Genomic DNA, 20,721 nt, shown 5'->3' with positions numbered 1-20,721 from the left:
GGTCTGCGGGCATTGACCCTGATCGGACCATCTGCCATGGATTTTTTGATGTGACATCAGGGAGAACCGGATGAAGGTCATCATTTGCGGTGCCGGTCAGGTGGGCTGGCAAATTGCGCGTCACCTGTCCAGCGAGAAGAATGACGTGACGGTGGTGGACAACAACGCCGGACTTGTTGCGCGGGCGACGGATACGCTGGATGTGCAAGGCGTGGCGGGCCATGCCTCTTATCCCGATGTGTTGGACCGCGCCGGGGCCAGGGATGCTGATATGATCATTGCCGCGACCCATTCGGACGAGGTGAATATGGTCACCTGCCAGATTGCCCATTCGGTGTTTGCCATTCCGCGCAAGATCGCGCGGTTGCGCGCCCAAAGCTATCTGGATGCAATTTACGCCGACATGTATCGGCGCGACCATCTGCCCATTGATGTCGTGATCAGCCCGGAACGCGAGGTTGCGCAGGCGGTGTTGAAACGGCTGCAAGCGCCATCGGCCTTTGATATCGAAAGCTTCATGGACGCGCGCGTTCAACTGTTGGGCATTCAGATCGCCGATGACTGTCCGGTGGTCAACACGCCGCTGCGTCAGTTGACCGATCTGTTCTCGACACTCAGCGCGGTGGTGGTCGGCATTCGACGCGACGGATCCCTGTTTGCGCCCGAGGCAGGGGACCAGTTGTTCGGCGGCGATCAGATTTATGTGTTTACCCGCACCGAGGATGTAAACCGCACCCTTGAAGTGTTCGGCAAGTCGGTGAAGCGTCAAGAGCGTGTCGTGATCCTTGGCGGCGGCAATGTGGGTTTGGCCGTGGCGCGGGAGCTGGAAAACCGGACTGACCGGATCCGCGCCAAGGTTGTCGAGTTGAACCGCGCCGTCGCCGAGCGTGCCGCCGATGCGTTGGAACGCACGGTGGTGTTGCATGGCGATGCAATGAACATCGAACTAATGAACGAAGCCGGTGTGCCCCGCGCGGACGCGATCCTGTCGGTGACGGATGACGACAAGGTGAATCTGTTGGCCGCTGTCAGGGCGAAGACAGCGGGATGTGCGATGTCGATCTGCCTGATCAATGACCCGTCGCTGGTCAACCTGATGGAACCGTTGAAGATCGACGCCTATATCAACCCGCGCACCCAGACCGTCAGCTCGATCCTGCGCCATATCCGTCGCGGTAAAGTGCGCGAGGTCTATTCGCTGGGCGATGCCGAAGCGGAAGTGATCGAGGCACAGGTGCTTTCGACATCGCCCATCGCGGGCAAAGCGGTGCGCGACATTGATTTCCCCGAGGGCGTTCTTGTCGGTGCGATCCTGAAGGGGGACAAGGTTGTGAAGCCAACCGCCAAGACGCGGATCGACGAAGGGGACGTGATCGCCTTGTTCTCGATGGCGGCAGACGTGCCCGAGGTCGAACGCTTGCTGCAAGTGACCATCGATTTCTTCTGATCCCGCCGCCCGGACAAGGCCAAAGCCATGCTTGCCACGATCGTCAAACTGCCGCTGCTTGTGATCCTGATGGGGATCAGCGCGCTTGCGATGTTGATGCCCGCGGGCTTCGGCTGGATGATTGGCGAGTTTTACGAGGCGCGGGTCTTTCTCTATGGCGCGCTGCTGTTCGGATTTCTGACCTCGTTTCTGGCGATAGCGATGGCTGATCGAGACCGCTCGACCCGACATCGACGTCATCTGTTGGCCCTGCTGGGGCTGTTCGTTCTGTTGCCGGTGATGCTGGCGGTGCCCTTTCATCAGGCTGTGCGCACGACCACCTTTCTGAATTCCTATGTCGAGATGGTATCGGCCCTGACCACCACGGGCGCAACCCTGTTTGAAGATGCGGATCGCATTGCCAGGTCGGTGCACCTTTGGCGCGCCTTGGTGGGCTGGATGGGCGGGCTGTTCATTTGGGTCGGTGCGATCGCCATTCTGGCCCCGATGTCGCTGGGCGGGTTCGAGGTGCGGGCCAGGTTCGGCAAGCGCGGAGCAGCCGCGTCAGGCGACACCCGGTTTGGCGCGGGTGTCAGCCAGATCACGCGCGTGGCCGACTTTTCTGAACGTATCCGAACCTATGGTGTGCGCCTTCTGCCAGTCTATGTTGGCCTTACCGCGGCATTATGGCTGGGTCTGATCATTGCCGGTGATACGGCCTTTGTCGCATTGAGCCACGCGATGTCGACCATTGCGACCAGCGGTATCTCTCCGGTCGGTGGTCCGTCGGGCGCCAATTCGGGCTATGCCGGTGAGATTGTGATGGCGTTCTTCTTCATTTTCGCCATCTCGCGCGTGACCTTTGCGTCGGACATGCAGGGCAGCGAACGGCGACGGCGGTTGTCGGACGACCCCGAAATCCGCTTGGCACTGGTGATCGTGGTCGTGCTGCCATTGTTTTTGTTCCTGCGTCACTGGGTAGGGGCTTATGAAGTGGATGAAGAGCAGAACTGGATTGCTGGTCTGACGTCTCTTTGGGGCAGCTTCTTTACGGTGCTGTCCTTCCTGACCACGACCGGATTCGACAGCGCCGCCTGGTCTGTCAGCCGGGATTGGTCGGGTCTTCAGACGCCAGGGCTGATCCTGATGGGTTTGGCACTGATCGGTGGCGGGGTCGCCACAACGGCGGGTGGGGCAAAGTTGATGCGCGTCTATGCGCTGTATCTGCACGGGTTACGTGAAATGGAAAAACTCGTCCATCCATCTTCGGTCGGCGGATCAGGCACCGAGGCACGTCACATCCGCGGTCGCGGGGCTTACATGGCATGGGTCTTTTTCATGCTGATGTCGATGTCCGTGGCGCTGGTGATGGGGCTGTTTTCGCTGCTGGGACAGGATTTCGAAAGCGCCATGACGCTGACCATTGCTGCACTGACCACGACCGGGCCGATTGCGCAGGTCGCAGCGGCCGAGCCGATTTCCTATAGCACCCTGTCAGACCCGGCCAAGGCCGTTCTGGCCGGGGCAATGATCCTTGGCCGTCTGGAAATGCTGGCCATCATCGCGCTGCTCAGCCCCGAAGTCTGGCGGCGCTGACGCGTCGCGCTCAGTGTTTGCACGTGATGGGCGAGGTGCTGCGCTGCGGCTCGTCCCGACGCTATTCTGGTCAATTCCTTGATCCCAAGGTGCAAAAAGGGGGTGGAAAAGGTCAAGCCCTCACGCCATAGTGGCGGCAAGGAGATATTCTGCCGGGGTCCGGCAGCACGAGAGAAAAAAGGAAAAAAGCGATGGCTGCCGACAAACAGAACCTACAGGACGCGTTTCTGAACCATGTTCGAAAATCGAAAGTTCCGGTGACAATCTTCCTGATCAACGGCGTGAAACTTCAGGGCGTGATCTCGTGGTTTGACAATTTCTGCGTCCTTCTGCGCCGAGATGGACAGTCGCAGTTGGTCTATAAGCACGCGATATCAACCATCATGCCGGGCCAACCAATAAACCTTTATGATGGCGAAGACAGCTGAGCGACCTCATTGACCGGGAAGAACAGCCCACGCGGGCCTGGGTTTTCCACCCCGAACTGACATCCGACCGTAACCGCCGAGACGCGGCCCCAGCGCTTGAGGAAGCCGTGTCGCTTGCGATGGCCCTGCCCGATCTGGAAGTGGTCGGCGCAGAGGTTGTGCGCCTGCCCACGCCGCATCCCGGCAAGCTGTTTGGTAAGGGAAAGTTGCAGGAACTTGGGGCAAAGCTGCACGCCGCCGAGGTTGAGCTGGTTTTGATAGACGGACCGGTCAGCCCGGTGCAGCAACGTAATCTTGAGAAGGAATGGAAGGTCAAGATCCTTGACCGGACCGGTTTGATTCTTGAGATATTTTCCGACCGCGCGCGCACCCGCGAAGGGGTGTTGCAGGTCGAAATGGCAGCGCTCACCTATCAACGCACACGGCTCGTGCGGGCGTGGACCCACCTTGAACGTCAACGCGGCGGACTGGGTTTTGTCGGCGGCCCCGGTGAAACCCAGATCGAGGCCGACCGTCGCGCCATTGATGACCAATTGAATCGGTTGCGCAAGCAGCTTGAAAAGGTCGTAAGGACCCGTGAATTGCACCGCGCAGCCCGCGCCAAGGTGCCGTATCCGATTGTCGCGCTTGTCGGTTATACCAATGCCGGAAAATCCACCCTGTTCAACCGGATGACCGGGGCGAAGGTTCTGGCGAAGGATATGTTGTTTGCCACGCTTGACCCCACCATGCGCCAGATCGAACTGCCCGCGATCGGCAAGCAGCCCGCGCAAGGGGGCGGACGCAAGGTGATCCTGTCCGATACGGTGGGTTTCATCTCGGACCTGCCGACACAGCTTGTGGCCGCGTTCCGTGCGACGCTGGAAGAGGTTCTGGCCGCCGATCTGATCTTGCACGTGCGCGACATCAGCCATGAAAGCACCGATGAACAGGCCCATGATGTCGATCTGATCATGACGGAGCTTGGGGTGAGCGAAGACACGCCCCAGCTTGAGATCTGGAACAAGATCGATCTTCTGGACGCCGACGAACAAGACGCCCGCCGCCGCGAGGCCGAGCGTAATGACAGCATTCTGGCCATCTCGGCCCTGACGGGTGAGGGGTTCGATAATCTGGTGCTGGCCATCGACACCGCCCTTGATACACCTCGCAGGACCGAGACTGTGGTTCTGGCTTTCTCGGACGGACGCAAAAGGGCATGGCTGTTTGACAAGGGAATTGTCGAGACCGAAGAGCCGGGTGAGGAGGGCTGGGCGATCACCGTGACCTGGACCGAACGGCAGGCTGCGGAATATGCGGCGCTTTGAACATTGCCAGCCCGCCGGATATCCTGACTGTTGGTTCGACGACGGCGCTAGTTCTTCGGCACAAGCTGTGTGACCCCGACTGACGCTGCTCGCGCCAAGGCTGGGTCCAGCGACATTGGAGTGTATTCCCCGCGCCGCCACAGCTCGCCCAGATCGTCATAGTGCCGCGATAGCGGATGGCCCGATTGGCCAGTCGAAATCACGAACAGCGAACTGTTGGGGTCGGCAAAATCATAGACGCCCCGATATCCGGCCCCATGCACATTGCGATAGGGATTATTGCCAGTGCCCGCGGTGCGTCCACGCATCAGCGTGTTGTCGCCCCCGGAAGTTGACTGTCGAATGTTCACGAACCAACTCAGGAAGGGTATGTCCCCCAGAACCGGGTGCTTATGCGTGACCTCGTGAAAATCGCCCCAGCGCAGACTTTCCTGTTTGCCACCAGCATTTTCATCCAGCCACAACAGGGCGTCATCCAATGCGACACGGGCAATGTCGGTGCAGGTTTCCTTGGGCGCGGACTGGATCACGTCGCACCAGATGCCGGCCCCTTCGACATCGCGATAGACGCGTTCGATGAATATCGGTTCGATCTGGGTGAACTCTCCGGCCAACGGGCCAAGTTCGTCCCGGATCAGACGGGTTTGCAAAGCGCGCAGCCATGCAGAATAGATCAGCGGCTCTGGCATATGCTCATTCATTTCGCCGTTCCAATTGGCCAGAAGCTCCAACGCGCGTTGGCGTGCGCGCTCGGGGGTGCCATCGGGGGCCGCATCGCCGGTAAACCACAGATCCGCCCCAACCAGCGGCAAAAGCGTGCGTGCGGTGACGGACACCGAATCAAGCTGGGCTTCGATGAAACTGTCGCGCGTGTGCACCTCGCGCGCCTGCATCAAACGGCTCCAGCGCTGCACACGCTGGCTGTCGCCCCAATCATAGCTCATGTGATTGGGGAATGGGCGGTCCACGAGCTTGTTGTTGGTATTGCCAACGATTCCGCCTGTGGGTTGCACGAATTCGGGATTGGCGCTGTAACTCAGAATGCCCTGCCACCGGTTTTCGACCACCCAACCGGGGCTGGGAATGCGGCCGCGGGTCTGGTGCTGCGCGTCGCGCTTGGGCATCGCGCCGATTACCTTCATCGCGATATTCTCTTGATCCGCCATGGTCAAGGTCAGGCTGGGGGCGACATAATCAGAGCCTGCCGCGATCCCCTCCATCACCGTTTTCGAGCGCAGCAGGCGAATTGCCGCGCTCATCGAGCGGTCTTCCTTGGTCAAAAGTGTCCAGTTCAGCGACATTGCGTGGCCAGGCGGTGTGATGATCCCAAGATCAAACAGATGCCCCGGCAGGATCGGACCATTCTCGGACCATTGCAGGTCGAAAGTAACGGGGGCTTCGTCCTTGATCTGCACAATCGAGCCGCGTTTTATCAGGGGTTTGAACCCCTCGGGTGTTTGCACCTCGTTGGGGTTGTCGGGGTTCAGTTTTTCGACGTGCAAATCCTGATCGTCCAGGTAAGACGATGTGACGCCCCAACCGAAACTGTCAGATCGCCCGACCATCATCGCTGGCATACCAGGTATGGTGCCACCGATCACACCACCTGTGGATAATTCCAGCCGCGCGAGATACCAGATTGAAGGCGCGGTGAATCCCAGATGCGGGTCGTTGGCCAGAAGAGTGCCGCCAGCGGCGGATCGTTTTGCCGATGCGGCCCAGGCATTCGACGCGCCAGCCTGCCCGCGACGCGGAGCCGGCCACAGGTCCGGCAGGTCCTGACGCTTGGTCAGATTGGCAAACCGGGTCTTTGGAACGTCAAGCAGGGCGGCGTAGTCGGGCAGGGCGGCGACCCCGGTGCCGGGAATGTCGGGCAGGATGTCTTTCACGCGATCCTCTGGCAGGGCAAGCGTCACGCGCGCGCGCAAGAGTTCTTCTTCCAGTTGACCGGCCAATTGCACGCCCAGAAGTTTCAGAATCGCGATGCTGTCTGCCGGTTGCCACGGTGAAACATCGTTCGGAAACAGGAAAAACTCGGGTGCTCCGCGCCCCAGCGCCTCGGAATTCACACGGCTGAGATAGGCGTTGACGCCCGAGCTATAGGCCTTCAGCGCAGCCTTGGTATCATCATCCTGCACCTCGACCGCTGCTTTGGCCAGTGTGTACAGGTCAAGCCGACGCATCAGCTCGTCCGCCTGCAAGGTGCGACGGCCAAATACCTCGGACAATCGGCCTTGTGCGGTGCGCCGCATCATCATCATCTGCCACAACCGGTCCTGGGCATGGACGTATCCCAATCCGAAAAAGACGTCAGCGTCGTTCTGAGCGAAAATATGGGGTATATTGGCGTTGTTTCGCACAATCTCGACCGGGGCGGTGATGCCTGCGGTCTGCCGGGTTACATTATAGTCGGGCAGCGATTGTGCGGCCAGATAATAGACCAGCGTCATCACCAGCCCGGCCAGAACCATCAAGCCAGCCACGATTCGGATCATCCAAAGAACGACTTTGCCCATTAAATCCTAATCCACCGTTTCGCACATGTCGTTGCACGGTCGCCGTTGACCTTGCCTGCTCACGCGGTAACTACTGTGCATCACACGGGAATTCAACGGAAGGGAACGGTTATGGCGAAATGCGCATTTTTGGGCTTGGGCGTGATGGGATACCCCATGGCGGGACATCTTGTTGCAAAAGGGCACGAGGTGATCGTTTTCAACAGAACGGCCGGGAAAGCAGAGCGTTGGGCCACGGAACACGGCGGCAAATGGGCGGCCACCCCGCGCGAGGCGGCGAAGGGTGCCGATTTTGTCATGGCTTGCGTCGGCAATGATGACGACTTGCGCGCCGTCGTCCTGGGCGCCGAGGGCGCATTGGCGGGGATGCATAAGGGCGCAATCTTCGTCGATCACACAACCGTATCAGCCGCCGTCACGCGAGAGCTTTTTTCCACCGCCGCCAATCAGGGCGTGTCGTTCGTCGATGCACCGGTATCCGGCGGGCAGGCAGGGGCCGAAAACGGGGTTCTGTCGATCATGTGCGGCGGGGATCAGGCGGCCTATGACGCGGCAGAACCAGTCATGCAGGCCTATGGCCGCACCGTGAAACGGTTGGGCGACAGCGGCGCGGGGCAGTTGACCAAGATGGTCAATCAGATCTGCATTGCAGGGCTGGTGCAAGGCCTGTCCGAAGGTCTGCATTTTGCCGAAAAGGCCGGCCTTGATATTCGCGAGGTGGTGGATGTGATTCAAGGGGGTGCGGCGGGCAGTTGGCAGATGGTCAACCGGCACAAGACCATGGCGGATGATCATTTTGAACATGGGTTCGCTGTGGACTGGATGCGCAAGGATCTTGGAATTTGCCTGTCCACCGCCGATGAGAACGGGGCGTCGCTGCCGGTCACGGCTTTGGTCGATCAATTCTATAAAGACGTGCAGAAAATGGGCGGCGGGCGCTGGGACACGTCCAGTTTGATTAAGCGGTTGAAAACCGCGGGGTAAGGTTCTGTAAAGTAATAAAAAAGGGCGGTCTTATACCGCCCTCTTTGGTTTCTGATCCGTCCGGGTCAGGGAATGATCCGCGTGTATTTCGCGCCTTCGATCGAAGCACCTGCGATCAACCCTGCCTGACCAAACACCACTGCCACCACCGGTGACGACGCGGTGATCGTGTCTGCGGTCAGACGGTCCCCTTCTGTCTGGAAGGCGTATTTGATGTCTGCCGATGCCACCCAGCCAGCGGCCCGACGGAAATCCTGTAACGCCTGATCGGTCATGAAAAACAACACATGCGCATATTGTTGCGCGCCGATTTGCAGGCCGGCACTGGCTTGGGTCAGCAGGTAATAGTCAACAGTGGCGTCATTGATGCGCAAGGCGCCGCGACCATAAGCCCCGCCCAGGCCAAAGCCAGCTTCAGTAACCAATGGCATGATCAGCTGGCCGGTCGATTTCGATGCCAGTTCCCGCGTGCCCGGATAGCGGTTGTAAAGATAGTCCAGCGTGCTGTCGACGCGGGCGTCGATACGATCGCCGTCGCGCGACCCGATGCCGTTGGCGCAGGCAGCCAGGGATAGGCTCGCGCCGCCTGCTGCTATCATGAATCCTCTGCGGGAAAGCCTGTTCTTTTGCATAATTTCGCCTCGTTGAATGCGCCATCGGCGCGACATGTGCTCGATTGTGGTTCTCAGCCCACTTGCCACAAAATATAGCGGCAAGTGACGCGGCTGTCACCCGTTAAGCGCAAAAGGCGCGAAAAACGGCCTATGAAGTGTGATGGATTACAAGCCTTTGAGCAATCGCGCCATACGAGGTGCGAAATAGGTCAGGATGCCGTTGCAGCCTGCGCGTTTGAAGGCCATCAGGCTTTCCACCATCACCTTGTCCGCGTCCAGCCAGCCATTTTCTGCTGCGGCCATCAGCATCGCGTATTCGCCGGACACCTGATAGGCGAATGTGGGCACGCCGAACGTGTCTTTCACCCTCTGGCAGATATCCAGATAGGGCATGCCGGGTTTGACCATAATCATGTCCGCGCCTTCGGCCAGATCGCGTTCGACCAGCCGCATGGCTTCCTCTGAATTGGCGGGGTCCATCTGATAGGTCTTTTTGTCGCCTTTCAACGCGCCGGACGCGCCGACTGCATCGCGAAACGGACCATAGAAGGCTGACGCATATTTGGCGGTGTAGCTCATGATCGTGACGTTGCGGTGGTCGGCGGCTTCCAGCGCGTGACGTATCGCGCCGATGCGACCGTCCATCATGTCGGACGGGCCAAGAATATCCGCCCCCGCCTCGGCCTGTGCCAAGGCCATTTTCACCAGTGCCTCGACCGTTTCATCGTTGACAATCTCGCCGTCGACGACGATCCCGTCGTGACCATTGATGTTATAGGGGTCCAGTGCCACGTCGGTCATCACGGCAAGGTCAGGCACCGCGGCCTTGATCGCACGAATGGCCCGGTTGGACAGGTTGTCGGGGTTCCACGCTTCCTCGCATGCCTCTGTTTTCAGGGACGGGTCGGTATTTGGAAAAATGCAAATCGCCGGAATGCCCAGATCGGCGGCCTCTCGCGCAGCGACAACAAGCCGGTCGACGGATTTGCGGGTGACGCCGGGCATCGAGGGGATGGCGTCCTCGTGATCCTCTCCGTCCACAACGAAGACAGGCCAGATCAGGTCATCCACCGTCAAAGTGTTTTCCCGCACCAGATTGCGCAACGCGGCGCTGGACCGGGTCCGGCGCAGGCGTGTCATAGGAAACGGTGCGACCGTGGTCGGATGTGGTGCGCGGCTCATCTTGGTCTCCTCTGGCTCGGGCAGGGCACAACTGGACCTGACCGATTTGGCTTCAAACTTCCTGCCATGGGATCACGTCCATCACAAGTGCGCAATCTGCCGCCATTTGCTGCAAAAGCGGGCTGGCATTGCTGCGCCGCCGCAGCTAGTCTGGCCACATATAAGACCGGCCCGAGCAGGCAGACGATCCGAACGACGTTCGGACCGCCCGGAATACGGCCCCGAAGCAAGGTGACGTGCACGTGGATTGGTATTCCACCGTATTTGAAATCATAGACATGCGGTCCTTTTCGAACCTGTGGTACTGGATCGCGCTTGCCGTGGCCTGGTCCACCGTCAGCCATTGGGTGGTTGGCGTGCCGTTTGATCTGATTCAGAAGGCCACCCGGCTGGAAGGCGAGGCGCAACAAGATCTTGAAGATCTGGTGCGCATCAACTGCAATCGTGTCTTGTATGTCGCGGGCGTATCGGGCCTGTGGATTCTCGGCTTTGCCGCAGCCTTGTTCACGTCGATGGCAATCTTGGGCTTCTGGTACAAGGTCGAATTTGCGCAGGCCGTCTTTTTGCTGCTGTTTCCGATTGCGTTGGCTGGACTGATGTCGTTGAACACCGCGGCCGTGATCCGCGAACGCGCGCTTGAGGGCGAAGACCTGCGTAAACGTCTGAACCGCCACCGTGTCCAAACCCAGTTCCTTGGCATGGGCGCGATCTTCGTGACCTCGCTCTGGGGGATGTATCAAAACCTGTCATTGGGTGTATTGCGCTGACCCTGCGCCCTTGACACCAGACCTCAGGCCGTTACCTCGCCGTCATGGAAAAATTGCTGCTCTCTGGTGCCCCCGAAGGCTATGACGCCACATTGGTGGTGAAAGAACTGGCCCGTGGTCATGGCCCGGTTGTGCATGTCGCGCGCGACGACAAGCGGGTGGCCGCGATGGAGGCCGCGCTGGGGTTCTTCGCTCCCGATGTCACCATCCTCCGCTTTCCGGGGTGGGATTGTCTGCCGTTTGACCGTATGTCGCCCAACGCAGCCGTGTCGGCCACCCGCATGGCGACACTGGCGGGGCTGGCGACGGGTCAGATTGCAGGCAAGTTTGTCCTGCTGACCACGCTGAACGCGGCCACCCAGCGGGTGCCAGAGCGGGCGTTGCTGAAAGAAACATCCTTCACCGCGCGCGTGGATCACCAGATCGACGTGGATGCGCTTCGGGCGTTTCTGGTGCGTATGGGCTTTTCGCAAGCGCCCACGGTGATGGAGCCGGGCGATTTTGCGATCCGGGGCGGTATCATCGACATTTACGCCCCCGGTCATGACGGCCCGGTGCGGCTGGACCTGTTCGGTGACGTGCTGGACGGCATCCGTCGCTTCGACCCGGTCACGCAACGCACCACCGACACGTTGAATCGCATCGAACTGGCCCCCGTGTCCGAGGTTATTCTGGACGAGGCCGCGATCACCCGGTTTCGTCAGAACTACCGCATCGAGTTCGGGGCCGCCGGGTCCGACGATCCGCTTTATGAGGCCATTTCGGCCGGGCGCAAGCATCAGGGCAACGAACATTGGTTGCCGTTCTTTCACGAACGGTTGGAGACGATTTTCGACTACGTGCCTGATGCCTCGGTCATGCTGGACGATCAATTGACGCCGTCGCGGCTAAGCCGGTGGGAGGCGATTGTTGATCAGTATGAAACCCGTAAGATCGCCATGACTGCGAAAAACCGGATGGATACGGTCTATAAACCCTGCCCGCCGGGCTTGCTGTATCTGGATGATGCCGCTTGGGAAGCTGCATTGGCCGATACGCGGGTTGTCCAACTGGCCGCGCTTCCGCAAGCCACGGGTGCAGGCGTGCTGGATGGTGGTGGGCGCATCGGGCGCAATTTCGCACCGGAGCGTCAGCAGGAAAACATCAATCTGTTCAAAGCACTGACAGATCATGTTGAGACGAAGATAGATCAACCGGTGATCATTGCGTCCTATTCCGAAGGTGCACGTGAACGGCTGCAAGGACTGCTGTCGGATGAAGGTCTGATCGCCACCACGCGGATCACCGATTTCCGCGATGTGCCGGATGGCAAGGGCGGGGTCTATCTGTCCGTCTGGCCGTTGGAACACGGCTTTGAAGGCCCGGATCTGACGGTGATTTCCGAACAGGACGTATTGGGCGACCGTCTGATCCGCGCGCCCAAGCGCAAACGACGGGCCGAGAACTTTCTGACTGAAGCGCAAGGCCTGTCCGCCGGTGATCTGATCGTCCATGTTGATCACGGCGTGGGCAAGTTCACCGGTCTTGAAACCGTTACCGCGATGGGCGCGCCACATGAATGTCTGGCGCTGGAATATGCAGGCGGGGATCGGCTTTTTCTGCCCGTCGAGAACATTGAGCTTCTGTCGAAATTCGGCCAGGACACCGGGCTGCTGGACAAGTTGGGCGGTGGGGCGTGGCAGGCCAAGAAAGCCAAGCTGAAGGAACGTATCCGCGAGATCGCCGACAAACTGATCCGTCTGGCCGCGGAACGCGAGCTGCGAAAAGCGCCCGTGCTGGACGCACCCCATCATGCATGGGAGGAGTTCTCGGCGCGGTTCCCGTATCAGGAGACCGAAGACCAGCTTGGCGCCATCGAGGATGTGTTGACCGACCTGTCCTCGGGTCGCCCGATGGATCGCCTGATCTGCGGTGACGTGGGCTTCGGCAAGACCGAGGTCGCGATGCGCGCGGCCTTCGTGGCGGCCATGTCCGGTCAGCAGGTCGCGGTCATTGCACCGACCACGTTGTTGGCGCGACAGCACTATAAAAGTTTCGCCGAACGCTTCCGGGGGTTTCCCATTCAGGTCGGACAGCTCAGCCGTTTCGTCGGACAACGCGAGGCGAACCTGACTCGCGACGGTATGACCCGCGGCACGATGGATATTGTTGTCGGCACCCATGCGCTGTTGGCCAAGGATGTTCGGTTCAAGACCCTGGGGTTGCTGATTGTCGATGAAGAACAACGCTTTGGCGTGGGGCATAAAGAACGGCTGAAAGAAATGCGGTCCGACGTGCATGTGCTGACGCTGTCCGCCACGCCGATCCCGCGCACCTTGCAAATGTCTCTGTCAGGTGTGCGCGATCTGTCGATCATCGGCACGCCGCCGGTGGACCGTCTTTCGATCCGCACCTATGTGTCCGAGTTCGACAGCGTCACCATACGCGAGGCGCTGTTGCGCGAACATTACCGTGGTGGGCAAAGTTTCTTCGTGGTGCCACGTATCAAGGATTTGCCCGAGATCGAGGCGTTTCTGGCCGATCACGTCCCTGAAGTCACGTTCGTGGTGGCACATGGGCAAATGGCGGCGGGCGAGCTGGATCGGCGCATGAATGCCTTCTACGACGGCAAATACGATGTGCTTCTGGCCACCACGATTGTGGAAAGCGGAATCGACATTCCGACCGCCAATACGATGGTGATACACCGCGCCGACATGTTCGGACTGGCGCAGCTTTACCAGATCAGGGGCCGGGTGGGGCGGTCGAAAACGCGCGCCTATGCCTATCTCACCACCAAGCCGCGTGTGCCGCTGACACCGACCGCCGAAAAACGGTTGCGTGTGCTCGGGTCGCTGGACGCGTTGGGCGCGGGCTTCACGCTGGCCAGCCAGGATCTGGATATTCGTGGCGCGGGCAATCTGGTGGGCGAGGAACAGTCCGGTCAGATGCGCGAAGTGGGCTATGAGCTTTATCAACAGATGTTGGAAGAGGCGATTGCCAAGATCAAGGCGGGCGAACTTGAAGGGCTGTCAGACGCTGACAGCACTTGGGCACCGCAGATCAATTTGGGCGTTCCTGTACTGATACCAGATACTTACGTGCCTGATCTTGATGTGCGCCTTGGCCTCTATCGTCGTCTGTCGTCGCTCGCCACCAAGGTCGAGCTTGAAGGCTTCGCCGCCGAGCTGATCGACCGCTTCGGCCCCCTGCCGAAAGAGGTCAACACCTTGCTTCTGGTCGTGCGGATCAAGGGCATGTGCAAACGTGCGGGCATCGCAAAGCTGGACGGGGGTCCGAAGGGTGCGACGATCCAGTTCCACAACGACAAATTTGCCTCGCCCGAAGGGTTGGTCGAGTTCATCCACGCCCAGAACGGGCTGGCCAAGGTGCGTGACAACAAGATCGTTGTGCGCCGCGACTGGCGCAAGACCTCGGACAAGATCAAGGGGGCGTTTGCCATCGCGCAGGATCTGGCGATGAAGGTGAAAGAGGCGCGTGAGGCGTCCAGCAAGGCAAAGACGGCAGGGTCCTAGCTCATGTTTCCCCGGTCCAGTTGCATCAGCGCCCATGCAAGCGCCGAACATGTCGTGACCCCGATCAGAAGCGGAAACGGCGTGTTGTTGAAGGCCAACCCAATCGGGGCGGCAATGGCGATCGCTGCAACGGTGGGCACAGCACCGATCACGGCGCTTGCGGTACCCGCCACATGGCCCAACGGCTGAATGGCCAGCGCGTTCAGGTTGCCAAAGCTCAGCCCGTTCAGGAAAAACAGCGTTGTCGCCCAGCCGCAGAACAGCCACAGCGCAAACGCGCCTTGTGGGGCCAACCACCACCATGCAAGCAGCGTCAGTGAGGCCAGAACCGTCTGCGTGGCAAACCCCGCCAGCGCCAGCCGACGCATTCCCAAACGCATCACAAGCTGGGCATTTAAGAACCCAGAGAAGGCGGAAAAAACCGTCACCAATGCGAAATAATAGGGGAAGTTCGTGCCCGCGCCCAACACATCGACAAAGATTTGCTGGGCCGAGCTGATGAAAGCCATAAGCTGACCGAATGCCAGCGTGATGATCGCCATGTAGATCAGCGTCACCCGTGTTTGCAAAACCACCTTGAACGCCGCCAGTGTGGGCCGCAGTGACAGTGGCCGCCGACGCTCGTTCGGCAGGGTTTCAGGTTGGCGCACCAGAAACCAGGTCAGGATCGCGGCGGCCAACAGGATATAGGCGGTGAACATCTGTCGCCAGCCAAAACCCAGCACGATCCATTGCCCGATCATCGGGGCGACCGCCGGCACGAAGACGAAGAACCCAAACGCCATGGAGTTGACCCGCGCCATCTGCCGCCCTTCGTAAAGGTCGCGGGTCATGGCCATGCCGCAGGTGCGCGGACCGGCAGCACCCAAGCCTTGCACAAACCGCCAGAACAGGATGGCCTCAAGCGACTGTGCCCAAAAGGCGGCAAAAGCGGCCACCATGTAAAGCAACATGCCCATCGACAGGGAAAAGCGCCGTCCCATGCTGTCGGACAGCGGGCCAAAGATAAGCTGCCCAAGGCCCGCGCCAATCACGAAGGCGCTGATCAGAAGTTGCGCCTTGTTGATGTTGTCAGGAACCAGCTGCGCGCCGATTTCCGGCAGGGCGGGCAATATCGAGTCGATGGAAAACGCGACCATCGAAAACAAGGCCGCGATCAACAGCACGTATTCCCGCAACCGCAGCGGTGTTTGTGGTGAAATGTGCTGGGAAATACGGCGGGTGATCAATCTGCCGGGCTTTCAGATGACCCCGCAGATGACCCGGCCGCCAATTGCGCGATCAGGTCATCAATCACCTGTGTCCAAAGCTCGGTCGGTTGGGCACCGGACACCACGTGTTGATTGGCCAGCACGAAGGTCGGCACGGATTGGACCCCTTTGCGTCGCGCATCCATGTCGCGGGCCCGAATGTCGTCTGCATCGGCATCTGTCGCCAGAAGGCGGCCCACAACATCCCTATCCATTCCAACTGAGGACGCAATTTCGACCAATCGCGCGGGGTCGCCAATGTCGATCCCGTCGATGAAATAGGCGCGGAACAGGCGGTCGACGACGGCGTTCTGTTTGAACTCGATCCCCGCCCAATGGATCAGGCGGTGGGCGTCCAGCGTGTTGGGCGTGCGCGTGATGCCTTCAAGATTGATCTCAAGGCCCGAGGCTTCGGCCTCGGTCGTCACGGGCAGATAGGCCTTCACCGCGCCTTCTTGACCGCCGAATTTCGTTTCCAGATAGGCGCGACGATCCATACCGTTCTTGGGCATGTCCGGGTTCAACTGGAACGGATGCCATTCGATCTTGAACGGTTGGTCAGGCCGCGCCTCAAGCGCCCGGTCAAGACGTGACTTACCGATATAGCACCAGGGGCAGATCGGGTCGGAAAAAATATCAAGCCGGATCATTGGGGTCTCCTTGGGCGAAGTCTCTACCGGGGAATGTCAGGGATGGGAAGTGCCGTGGATCACAGCTTGGTGAACAATCCCGATTCAAAATGTTCACGCAAGGTCGCGCGCAACAGCTTGTTGTTGGCACCACGCGGAAGCGTGTTCAGCGGGATGAACAGGCGCGGGCATTTGTAATGCGCCAGTTGTGCGTGGGCATGGGTTGACAGCACTTCCTGCGGGACCGGATCAGCTTCGGGCGTATAGAAGCAGGCGATGATCGTTGCGTCATCCTTCACGGCCACCTCGGCGCAGGCGGCTTCATGAATGCCGGGATGCAGGGCCATGGCGGCCTCAACCTCGATCGGCGAGACGCGGAAGCCACCGGCATTCATGATGTCATCCGAGCGCCCTTCAAAGGTGATGGCGCCGTCCGGTCCCATGCTGACAGTGTCGCCGGTCAGGAACCAATCACCGGAAAAGCGGTTCTTTGTATGCGTTTCTGCACCAAGATAGCCCAGCATCAGACCCGGATCGCTGCGATGCACCGCCATAATGCCCGGCGTGCCGCGTGGGGTGACGTGGCCCTCTGCGTCCAGCACCGCGATATGCCGTCCCGGTTGTGGATAGCCCAGGGTGCCGTCAGGCGCCGGGTGATTGGGTGCGCCGGAAATGAAGGTCGAACATTCCGACATGCCATAGGCTTCGTGGATCGGTGTCAGCGTGGCCGCCTCCCAGTGCGCGCGCGTGGTGGCGGGCAGTTTCTCACCCGCAGACAATCCGTGACGCAAGGCGGGCAGGGCGGGCAAAGTGCCGCGCAACACCTGACGGTAAACACCGGGTGCGGCGGCAAAGATCGTTGCGCTCTCGCGCGCCAGAAGCTCGCCAAGCTGGGCCGAACTCGTGCCTGCCGCCGGGATCAAGGCGGTTGCGCCCACTGACCACGGATCCATCAGCCCGGTGCCCAGCGTATAGGTCCAATTGAACGCGCCCGCATGCATCAACCGATCGTCGCGGGTCAGCCCATACCAGCCATCCCACATCATTTGACGCGCCCAGATCGCACGGTGGGCATGCACCACAGCGCGTGCCGTGCCGGAAGTGCCCGAGGTGAACACGATATAACCCGGCCGTTCGGGGTCGCCCATGTGGAAAGGGGCTGGCGCATAATCGGCCAATCCGTGCAACCCATCCACATCCAGAACCGGAGCATTCGTGTCAGCAGGCAGGGCAATCCCGTCATCGGCAATGATCAGATTCGGGGCGACCATGGCCGACATCTTGGTGATTTCCGCCTGCGTCAACTGGGATGAGGTCGGCACCGGCACCAGCCCCGCTGCAATCGCACCCAGAAAAGAAATTGGGAAATCCACGGTGTTGCCAAGTCGTAACAGCACCCGGTCGCCCGGTGCCAGTCCCTGCGCCAACAACCCGCCCGCCAGGCCGCGCACAGCACGGTCCAACTGGCGAAAGGTCCAATGGGTCTCGTCCGTTCCGTGCGGCGTCACCACCGACAGGGCCGTCTTGTCGCCCAGATCTGCCGCATGGGTCAGCACATAGCGCGCCATGTTGAACGCCTGTGGCGCGGAGGGCAGCGGGGCGGTGGGGCGAAACTCGGACAGCATAAGGGGGATGTGCCAACGTCCGGGCGAACTTGCAAGGGTGCACCGTTGCATCACCCGGGTTTCCGTGTATTGAAAGCGCATGACAAAGCCCGAACAACCCAGCCTGATCCGACTGGCCCGTGAAAACGAAGATGATCGCCCCGATCCCAGCCCGCTGGACCTTGGCGCGCGGGTGCGCGATCTGCGCAAATCGCGCGGCTGGACGTTGGAACAAGCGGCGCGGCAGGCAGGGCTGGCCCGGTCAACCTTGTCGAAAATCGAAAACGGTCAGATGTCGCCCACCTATGAGGCGTTGAAGAAGCTGGCGGTCGGGCTGGAAATCTCGGTGCCGCAACTGTTCACCGCGCCAAAAGCCGCACAAGTGTCGGGCCGCATGGCCGTGACCAAAACCGGCGAAGGCGCGGCGCATGCCACCGCCACCTATGAGCACGAATTGCTGGCCGGTGCGCTGACCAAGAAAACCATGCTGCCCTATCGTGCACGGGTGCGGGCGCGGTCGTTTGACGAGTTCGACGGCTGGGTGCGCCATGACGGCGAGGAATTCCTCTATGTCCTGACCGGCGCCATCCGCCTGATCACCGAGTTCTATGAACCGGTCGAAATGAAACGCGGCGACAGCGCCTATTACGACGCGTCTATGGGACACAACGTGATCTCGACCAGTGCCGAGGATGCGACGATCCTGTGGGTCACGTCACTGGTGTAAGGGGGGGGCGATGTTGGGTGACTGTCGGCTGTGCGGACGGATCTGCCGTTCATTTTGCTTCTTTCAAGGTCCGCTATCTTGGCCCTAGGCTACCCCTGTCGTTGCTTGTCGGTCGTGGCTCCATTGCCGGGGTGGCTGGCCATACATCCGCTTAAACTCACGGCTGAATTGAGATAAGCTTTGATAGCCGACATCCCACGCCGCCTCCGACACGGTCTTTCCTTCGGCAATCTTCATGGCGGCGTTGTTCAGCCGCATAGACTTCACGAACTGTATCGGAGACATCGTCGTGGCTTCCTTGAACCGCCGATGGAATACCGCCCGACTCATGCCGACGTGGTCGGCCATATCGTCGATGGTAACCTGCTCTTTCAGGTGGGTTGAGAGGTAGTCGATGGAGCGCGCGATTTCGTTGCCGACGCCAAAGGCCCGTCTTGCGGCGGCCCCGGCCTCGCCCGTGAGCACCGCGTAACACAACTCGCGCAGTCGCCCCTGTCCGAGCACCTCGAGATCAACCGGATTGTCGAGCAGATCGAGAAGCCGCAGCAGTGCCTGCGTGAAACCACCATCCCAGGACGCCAATGCCAAAGCCGATGGCGCGCTATCCCGCGATTGTCTGTTGCCACCAGCGGCGGTCCCGATCTCCATGGTGAGCTCGCGCATGATTCGAGGATCCAAAGCGATCACCACGCCGATCAGAGGATCTTCTTCGGACGCCTGTGGCGTGCCAGCCTCAACCGGTAAGGTCATGGGGCACAGCAAGTATTTGTCGCTGCCATAGACGTGGTGCTCACCGTCCAGCACAGCTTCCTTCGTGCCACTGAGAATAGCCACCACCGTGGGCTCGTAGACAGCAGGGACGCAGGGCATGGCCTCGGTCACCCGGAAAAGCTGGACGCCTTTCAACGCGGTATCGACGAGGCCTGCCTCTGGCAGACGGCGCTCGATAAGGTTTTTGATCCGGTCTTTGGTCATGCACTCTAGCTGGCAGAGGACTTTCATATTTGCAATGGGGTTGAGACGATTGGGCAAGTAATCGAGAGGATACCGCCTGTTTCTAGGTCCCGACTGGTTCTATCTGTGCTTTCAGACGATGACACCCTAAACCGCCAGCTTGGGCTGGCAGGAGACAGAAAATGACAGATACAACATTCGGACCGAAAGGCTGGACACCCGAGCGCCTCGGCGACTTGTCCGGCAAGACCTACATCATCACCGGCGCCAACGCTGGCGCAGGCTTTCAGGCCGCGCGCATCTTGCTGAAGAAGAACGCCAAGGTGGTGATGCTGAACCGCTCAGCCGAGAAATCCGCGGCCGCAATCGCGGACCTGAAACAGGTATTCGGCGGAGAGGCCGACGTGCGCTTCATCCGCATGGACCTGTCCGTTCTGAACAGCGTGCGCGAGGCCGCCGAAGAGGTCCTGAAGACCGTGCCTCGGATCGACGCGCTGATCAACAACGCGGCTATTGCGCAGGTGCCAACGCGCAAGTTGACCGTTGATGGGTTTGAAAGTCAGCTCGGCACCAACCACTATGGGCATTTTCTGCTGAATGGCCTGCTGTTCGACCGCATCGCCAAGAGCAAAGGCCGGATCGTGGTCGTCGCGAGCCTCGGCTACAACATGGGTCTCAAGACCATCAAGTTCGAGGATATGAACTGGGATGAGGGCTACGGCGCGAACACTGCCTACTCGCAAAGCAAGCTGGCGCAGATGATGTTTGCCTACGAACTGCAGGACCGGTTGGCCGCTGCAGGGCGCAATGAGGTCGAGGTCTTCGTCTGCCATCCGGGCTCGTCAGCCACATCGCTGATCACCACCAGCGGCAGCCGCACGATGCGGTTCATCTGGTGGCTGATGACCAAGACGCCAATGGTCCAGACTGCGGAACAAGGCTCATACCCCGAAGTCATGTGCGCGACCGAAGAAGCCCTGACCGATCAACGCGCCCTCTACGGTCCGACGGGCCGCATGGAAGCGGTCGGCCCGGTCGGCAAAGGCACACTGAACGCCCACGCCCATGACAAGGCTGTCATGACACGTCTTTGGAATGAGTCTGAAAAAGCCGTCGGGTTCGAGTGGAAACTCTGACCAGTTGATAGAATTCGGTTGCCAACGCACCGGTCCGGATAGCGGACATTGGTGCGCTGCAGCATCGGTGACTCTGGGCTCCAACC

The 20,721-nt window shown here is 60.1% G+C and carries 16 protein-coding genes; 9 read left to right on the top strand and 7 right to left on the bottom strand.

The features are described from left to right. The first annotated feature begins 70 nt into the window (after nucleotides 1–70). The 4 genes from trkA (at nucleotide 71) to hflX (ending at nucleotide 4,757) form a co-directional block, all read left to right on the top strand. On the top strand, nucleotides 71–1,447 hold the full coding sequence (gene trkA, locus BMY55_RS09420) for a Trk system potassium transporter TrkA (protein WP_091430177.1): 1,377 nt from the start codon (nucleotides 71–73) through the stop codon (nucleotides 1,445–1,447). Nucleotides 1,448–1,474: 27 nt separating this feature from the next. Further along, nucleotides 1,475–3,022, top strand: coding sequence for a TrkH family potassium uptake protein (locus tag BMY55_RS09415; protein WP_091430175.1), 1,548 nt, complete (start codon nucleotides 1,475–1,477; stop codon nucleotides 3,020–3,022). Between the two features lie 191 nt (nucleotides 3,023–3,213). Further along, nucleotides 3,214–3,450, top strand: a complete 237-nt coding sequence (gene hfq / locus BMY55_RS09410; RefSeq protein ID WP_091430174.1) for an RNA chaperone Hfq — start codon at nucleotides 3,214–3,216, stop codon at nucleotides 3,448–3,450. Nucleotides 3,451–3,458: 8 nt separating this feature from the next. Beyond that, nucleotides 3,459–4,757 (top strand): GTPase HflX, encoded by a 1,299-nt coding sequence (gene hflX / locus BMY55_RS09405; protein ID WP_091430172.1) that lies wholly within the window; start codon nucleotides 3,459–3,461, stop codon nucleotides 4,755–4,757. A gap of 47 nt (nucleotides 4,758–4,804) precedes the next feature. On the opposite strand, the gene BMY55_RS09400 is transcribed toward hflX, so the two are convergent. Next, a complete protein-coding gene (locus BMY55_RS09400; RefSeq protein WP_091430171.1) occupies nucleotides 4,805–7,273 on the bottom strand; it encodes a penicillin acylase family protein in 2,469 nt (822 codons plus the stop codon). A 111-nt stretch (nucleotides 7,274–7,384) separates the two neighbouring features. Here BMY55_RS09400 and BMY55_RS09395 point away from each other — a divergent pair, with 111 nt between their 5' ends. Further along, a complete protein-coding gene (locus BMY55_RS09395) occupies nucleotides 7,385–8,257 on the top strand; it encodes an NAD(P)-dependent oxidoreductase (protein WP_091430169.1) in 873 nt (290 codons plus the stop codon). Between the two features lie 65 nt (nucleotides 8,258–8,322). On the opposite strand, the gene BMY55_RS09390 is transcribed toward BMY55_RS09395, so the two are convergent. Together BMY55_RS09390 and hemB are read right to left on the bottom strand one after the other, a co-directional pair. After that, entirely contained in the window at nucleotides 8,323–8,856 is a 534-nt protein-coding gene (locus tag BMY55_RS09390) for a lipid-binding SYLF domain-containing protein (RefSeq protein ID WP_245744700.1), read from the bottom strand. Nucleotides 8,857–9,036: 180 nt separating this feature from the next. Further along, nucleotides 9,037–10,053, bottom strand: coding sequence for a porphobilinogen synthase (gene hemB / locus BMY55_RS09385; RefSeq protein WP_091430167.1), 1,017 nt, complete (start codon nucleotides 10,051–10,053; stop codon nucleotides 9,037–9,039). Nucleotides 10,054–10,295: 242 nt separating this feature from the next. On the opposite strand from hemB, the gene BMY55_RS09380 reads away from it, so the two are divergent. Together BMY55_RS09380 and mfd are read left to right on the top strand one after the other, a co-directional pair. After that, nucleotides 10,296–10,820: a component of SufBCD complex gene (locus BMY55_RS09380; protein WP_091432275.1), complete on the top strand. Its 525-nt coding sequence runs from the start codon at nucleotides 10,296–10,298 to the stop codon at nucleotides 10,818–10,820. 44 nt (nucleotides 10,821–10,864) lie between these two features. Then, on the top strand, nucleotides 10,865–14,335 hold the full coding sequence (gene mfd / locus BMY55_RS09375) for a transcription-repair coupling factor (protein WP_091430166.1): 3,471 nt from the start codon (nucleotides 10,865–10,867) through the stop codon (nucleotides 14,333–14,335). Here mfd and BMY55_RS09370 read toward each other — a convergent pair. The 3 genes from BMY55_RS09370 to BMY55_RS09360 are packed head-to-tail and all read right to left on the bottom strand — an operon-like array spanning nucleotide 14,332 to nucleotide 17,839. Beyond that, complete coding sequence (locus BMY55_RS09370; protein ID WP_091430164.1) at nucleotides 14,332–15,513, bottom strand: multidrug effflux MFS transporter; 1,182 nt, start codon at nucleotides 15,511–15,513, stop codon at nucleotides 14,332–14,334. The genes mfd and BMY55_RS09370 overlap by 4 nt on opposite strands. A 47-nt stretch (nucleotides 15,514–15,560) precedes the next feature. Continuing rightward, nucleotides 15,561–16,235: a DsbA family oxidoreductase gene (locus BMY55_RS09365; RefSeq protein WP_091430163.1), complete on the bottom strand. Its 675-nt coding sequence runs from the start codon at nucleotides 16,233–16,235 to the stop codon at nucleotides 15,561–15,563. 59 nt (nucleotides 16,236–16,294) lie between these two features. Beyond that, nucleotides 16,295–17,839, bottom strand: a complete 1,545-nt coding sequence (locus tag BMY55_RS09360; protein ID WP_091432272.1) for a class I adenylate-forming enzyme family protein — start codon at nucleotides 17,837–17,839, stop codon at nucleotides 16,295–16,297. Nucleotides 17,840–17,918: 79 nt separating this feature from the next. Between BMY55_RS09360 and BMY55_RS09355 the strand changes: the two genes are divergently transcribed. Next, a complete protein-coding gene (locus tag BMY55_RS09355; protein WP_091430161.1) occupies nucleotides 17,919–18,545 on the top strand; it encodes a helix-turn-helix domain-containing protein in 627 nt (208 codons plus the stop codon). Between the two features lie 84 nt (nucleotides 18,546–18,629). On the opposite strand, the gene BMY55_RS09350 is transcribed toward BMY55_RS09355, so the two are convergent. Beyond that, on the bottom strand, nucleotides 18,630–19,520 hold the full coding sequence (locus tag BMY55_RS09350; RefSeq protein ID WP_091432268.1) for an AraC family transcriptional regulator: 891 nt from the start codon (nucleotides 19,518–19,520) through the stop codon (nucleotides 18,630–18,632). A 161-nt stretch (nucleotides 19,521–19,681) separates the two neighbouring features. Between BMY55_RS09350 and BMY55_RS09345 the strand changes: the two genes are divergently transcribed. Continuing rightward, on the top strand, nucleotides 19,682–20,635 hold the full coding sequence (locus BMY55_RS09345) for an SDR family oxidoreductase (protein ID WP_091430159.1): 954 nt from the start codon (nucleotides 19,682–19,684) through the stop codon (nucleotides 20,633–20,635). The last annotated feature ends 86 nt before the right edge of the window (nucleotides 20,636–20,721 follow it).

The sequence above is a fragment of the Aliiroseovarius sediminilitoris genome (assembly GCF_900109955.1).
Taxonomy (GTDB): domain Bacteria; phylum Pseudomonadota; class Alphaproteobacteria; order Rhodobacterales; family Rhodobacteraceae; genus Aliiroseovarius; species Aliiroseovarius sediminilitoris.
The sequence above is the reverse complement of the archived record's forward strand: the minus strand, read 5'-3'. Positions and strand labels throughout refer to the sequence as shown.

Excerpts from the sequence above, each read along its gene's own strand:
- hfq (WP_091430174.1), top strand. The coding sequence starts at position 3,214 with ATGGCTGCCGACAAACAGAACCTACAGGACGCGTTTCTGAACCATGTT.
- trkA (WP_091430177.1), top strand. The coding sequence starts at position 71 with ATGAAGGTCATCATTTGCGGTGCCGGTCAGGTGGGCTGGCAAATTGCG.
- BMY55_RS09390 (WP_245744700.1), bottom strand. The coding sequence starts at position 8,856 with ATGATAGCAGCAGGCGGCGCGAGCCTATCCCTGGCTGCCTGCGCCAAC.
- mfd (WP_091430166.1), top strand. The coding sequence starts at position 10,865 with ATGGAAAAATTGCTGCTCTCTGGTGCCCCCGAAGGCTATGACGCCACA.
- BMY55_RS09365 (WP_091430163.1), bottom strand. The coding sequence starts at position 16,235 with ATGATCCGGCTTGATATTTTTTCCGACCCGATCTGCCCCTGGTGCTAT.
- BMY55_RS09400 (WP_091430171.1), bottom strand. The coding sequence starts at position 7,273 with ATGGGCAAAGTCGTTCTTTGGATGATCCGAATCGTGGCTGGCTTGATG.
- BMY55_RS09395 (WP_091430169.1), top strand. The coding sequence starts at position 7,385 with ATGGCGAAATGCGCATTTTTGGGCTTGGGCGTGATGGGATACCCCATG.
- BMY55_RS09415 (WP_091430175.1), top strand. The coding sequence starts at position 1,475 with ATGCTTGCCACGATCGTCAAACTGCCGCTGCTTGTGATCCTGATGGGG.
- BMY55_RS09360 (WP_091432272.1), bottom strand. The coding sequence starts at position 17,839 with ATGCTGTCCGAGTTTCGCCCCACCGCCCCGCTGCCCTCCGCGCCACAG.
- hemB (WP_091430167.1), bottom strand. The coding sequence starts at position 10,053 with ATGAGCCGCGCACCACATCCGACCACGGTCGCACCGTTTCCTATGACA.
- BMY55_RS09355 (WP_091430161.1), top strand. The coding sequence starts at position 17,919 with ATGACAAAGCCCGAACAACCCAGCCTGATCCGACTGGCCCGTGAAAAC.
- BMY55_RS09350 (WP_091432268.1), bottom strand. The coding sequence starts at position 19,520 with ATGACCAAAGACCGGATCAAAAACCTTATCGAGCGCCGTCTGCCAGAG.
- BMY55_RS09345 (WP_091430159.1), top strand. The coding sequence starts at position 19,682 with ATGACAGATACAACATTCGGACCGAAAGGCTGGACACCCGAGCGCCTC.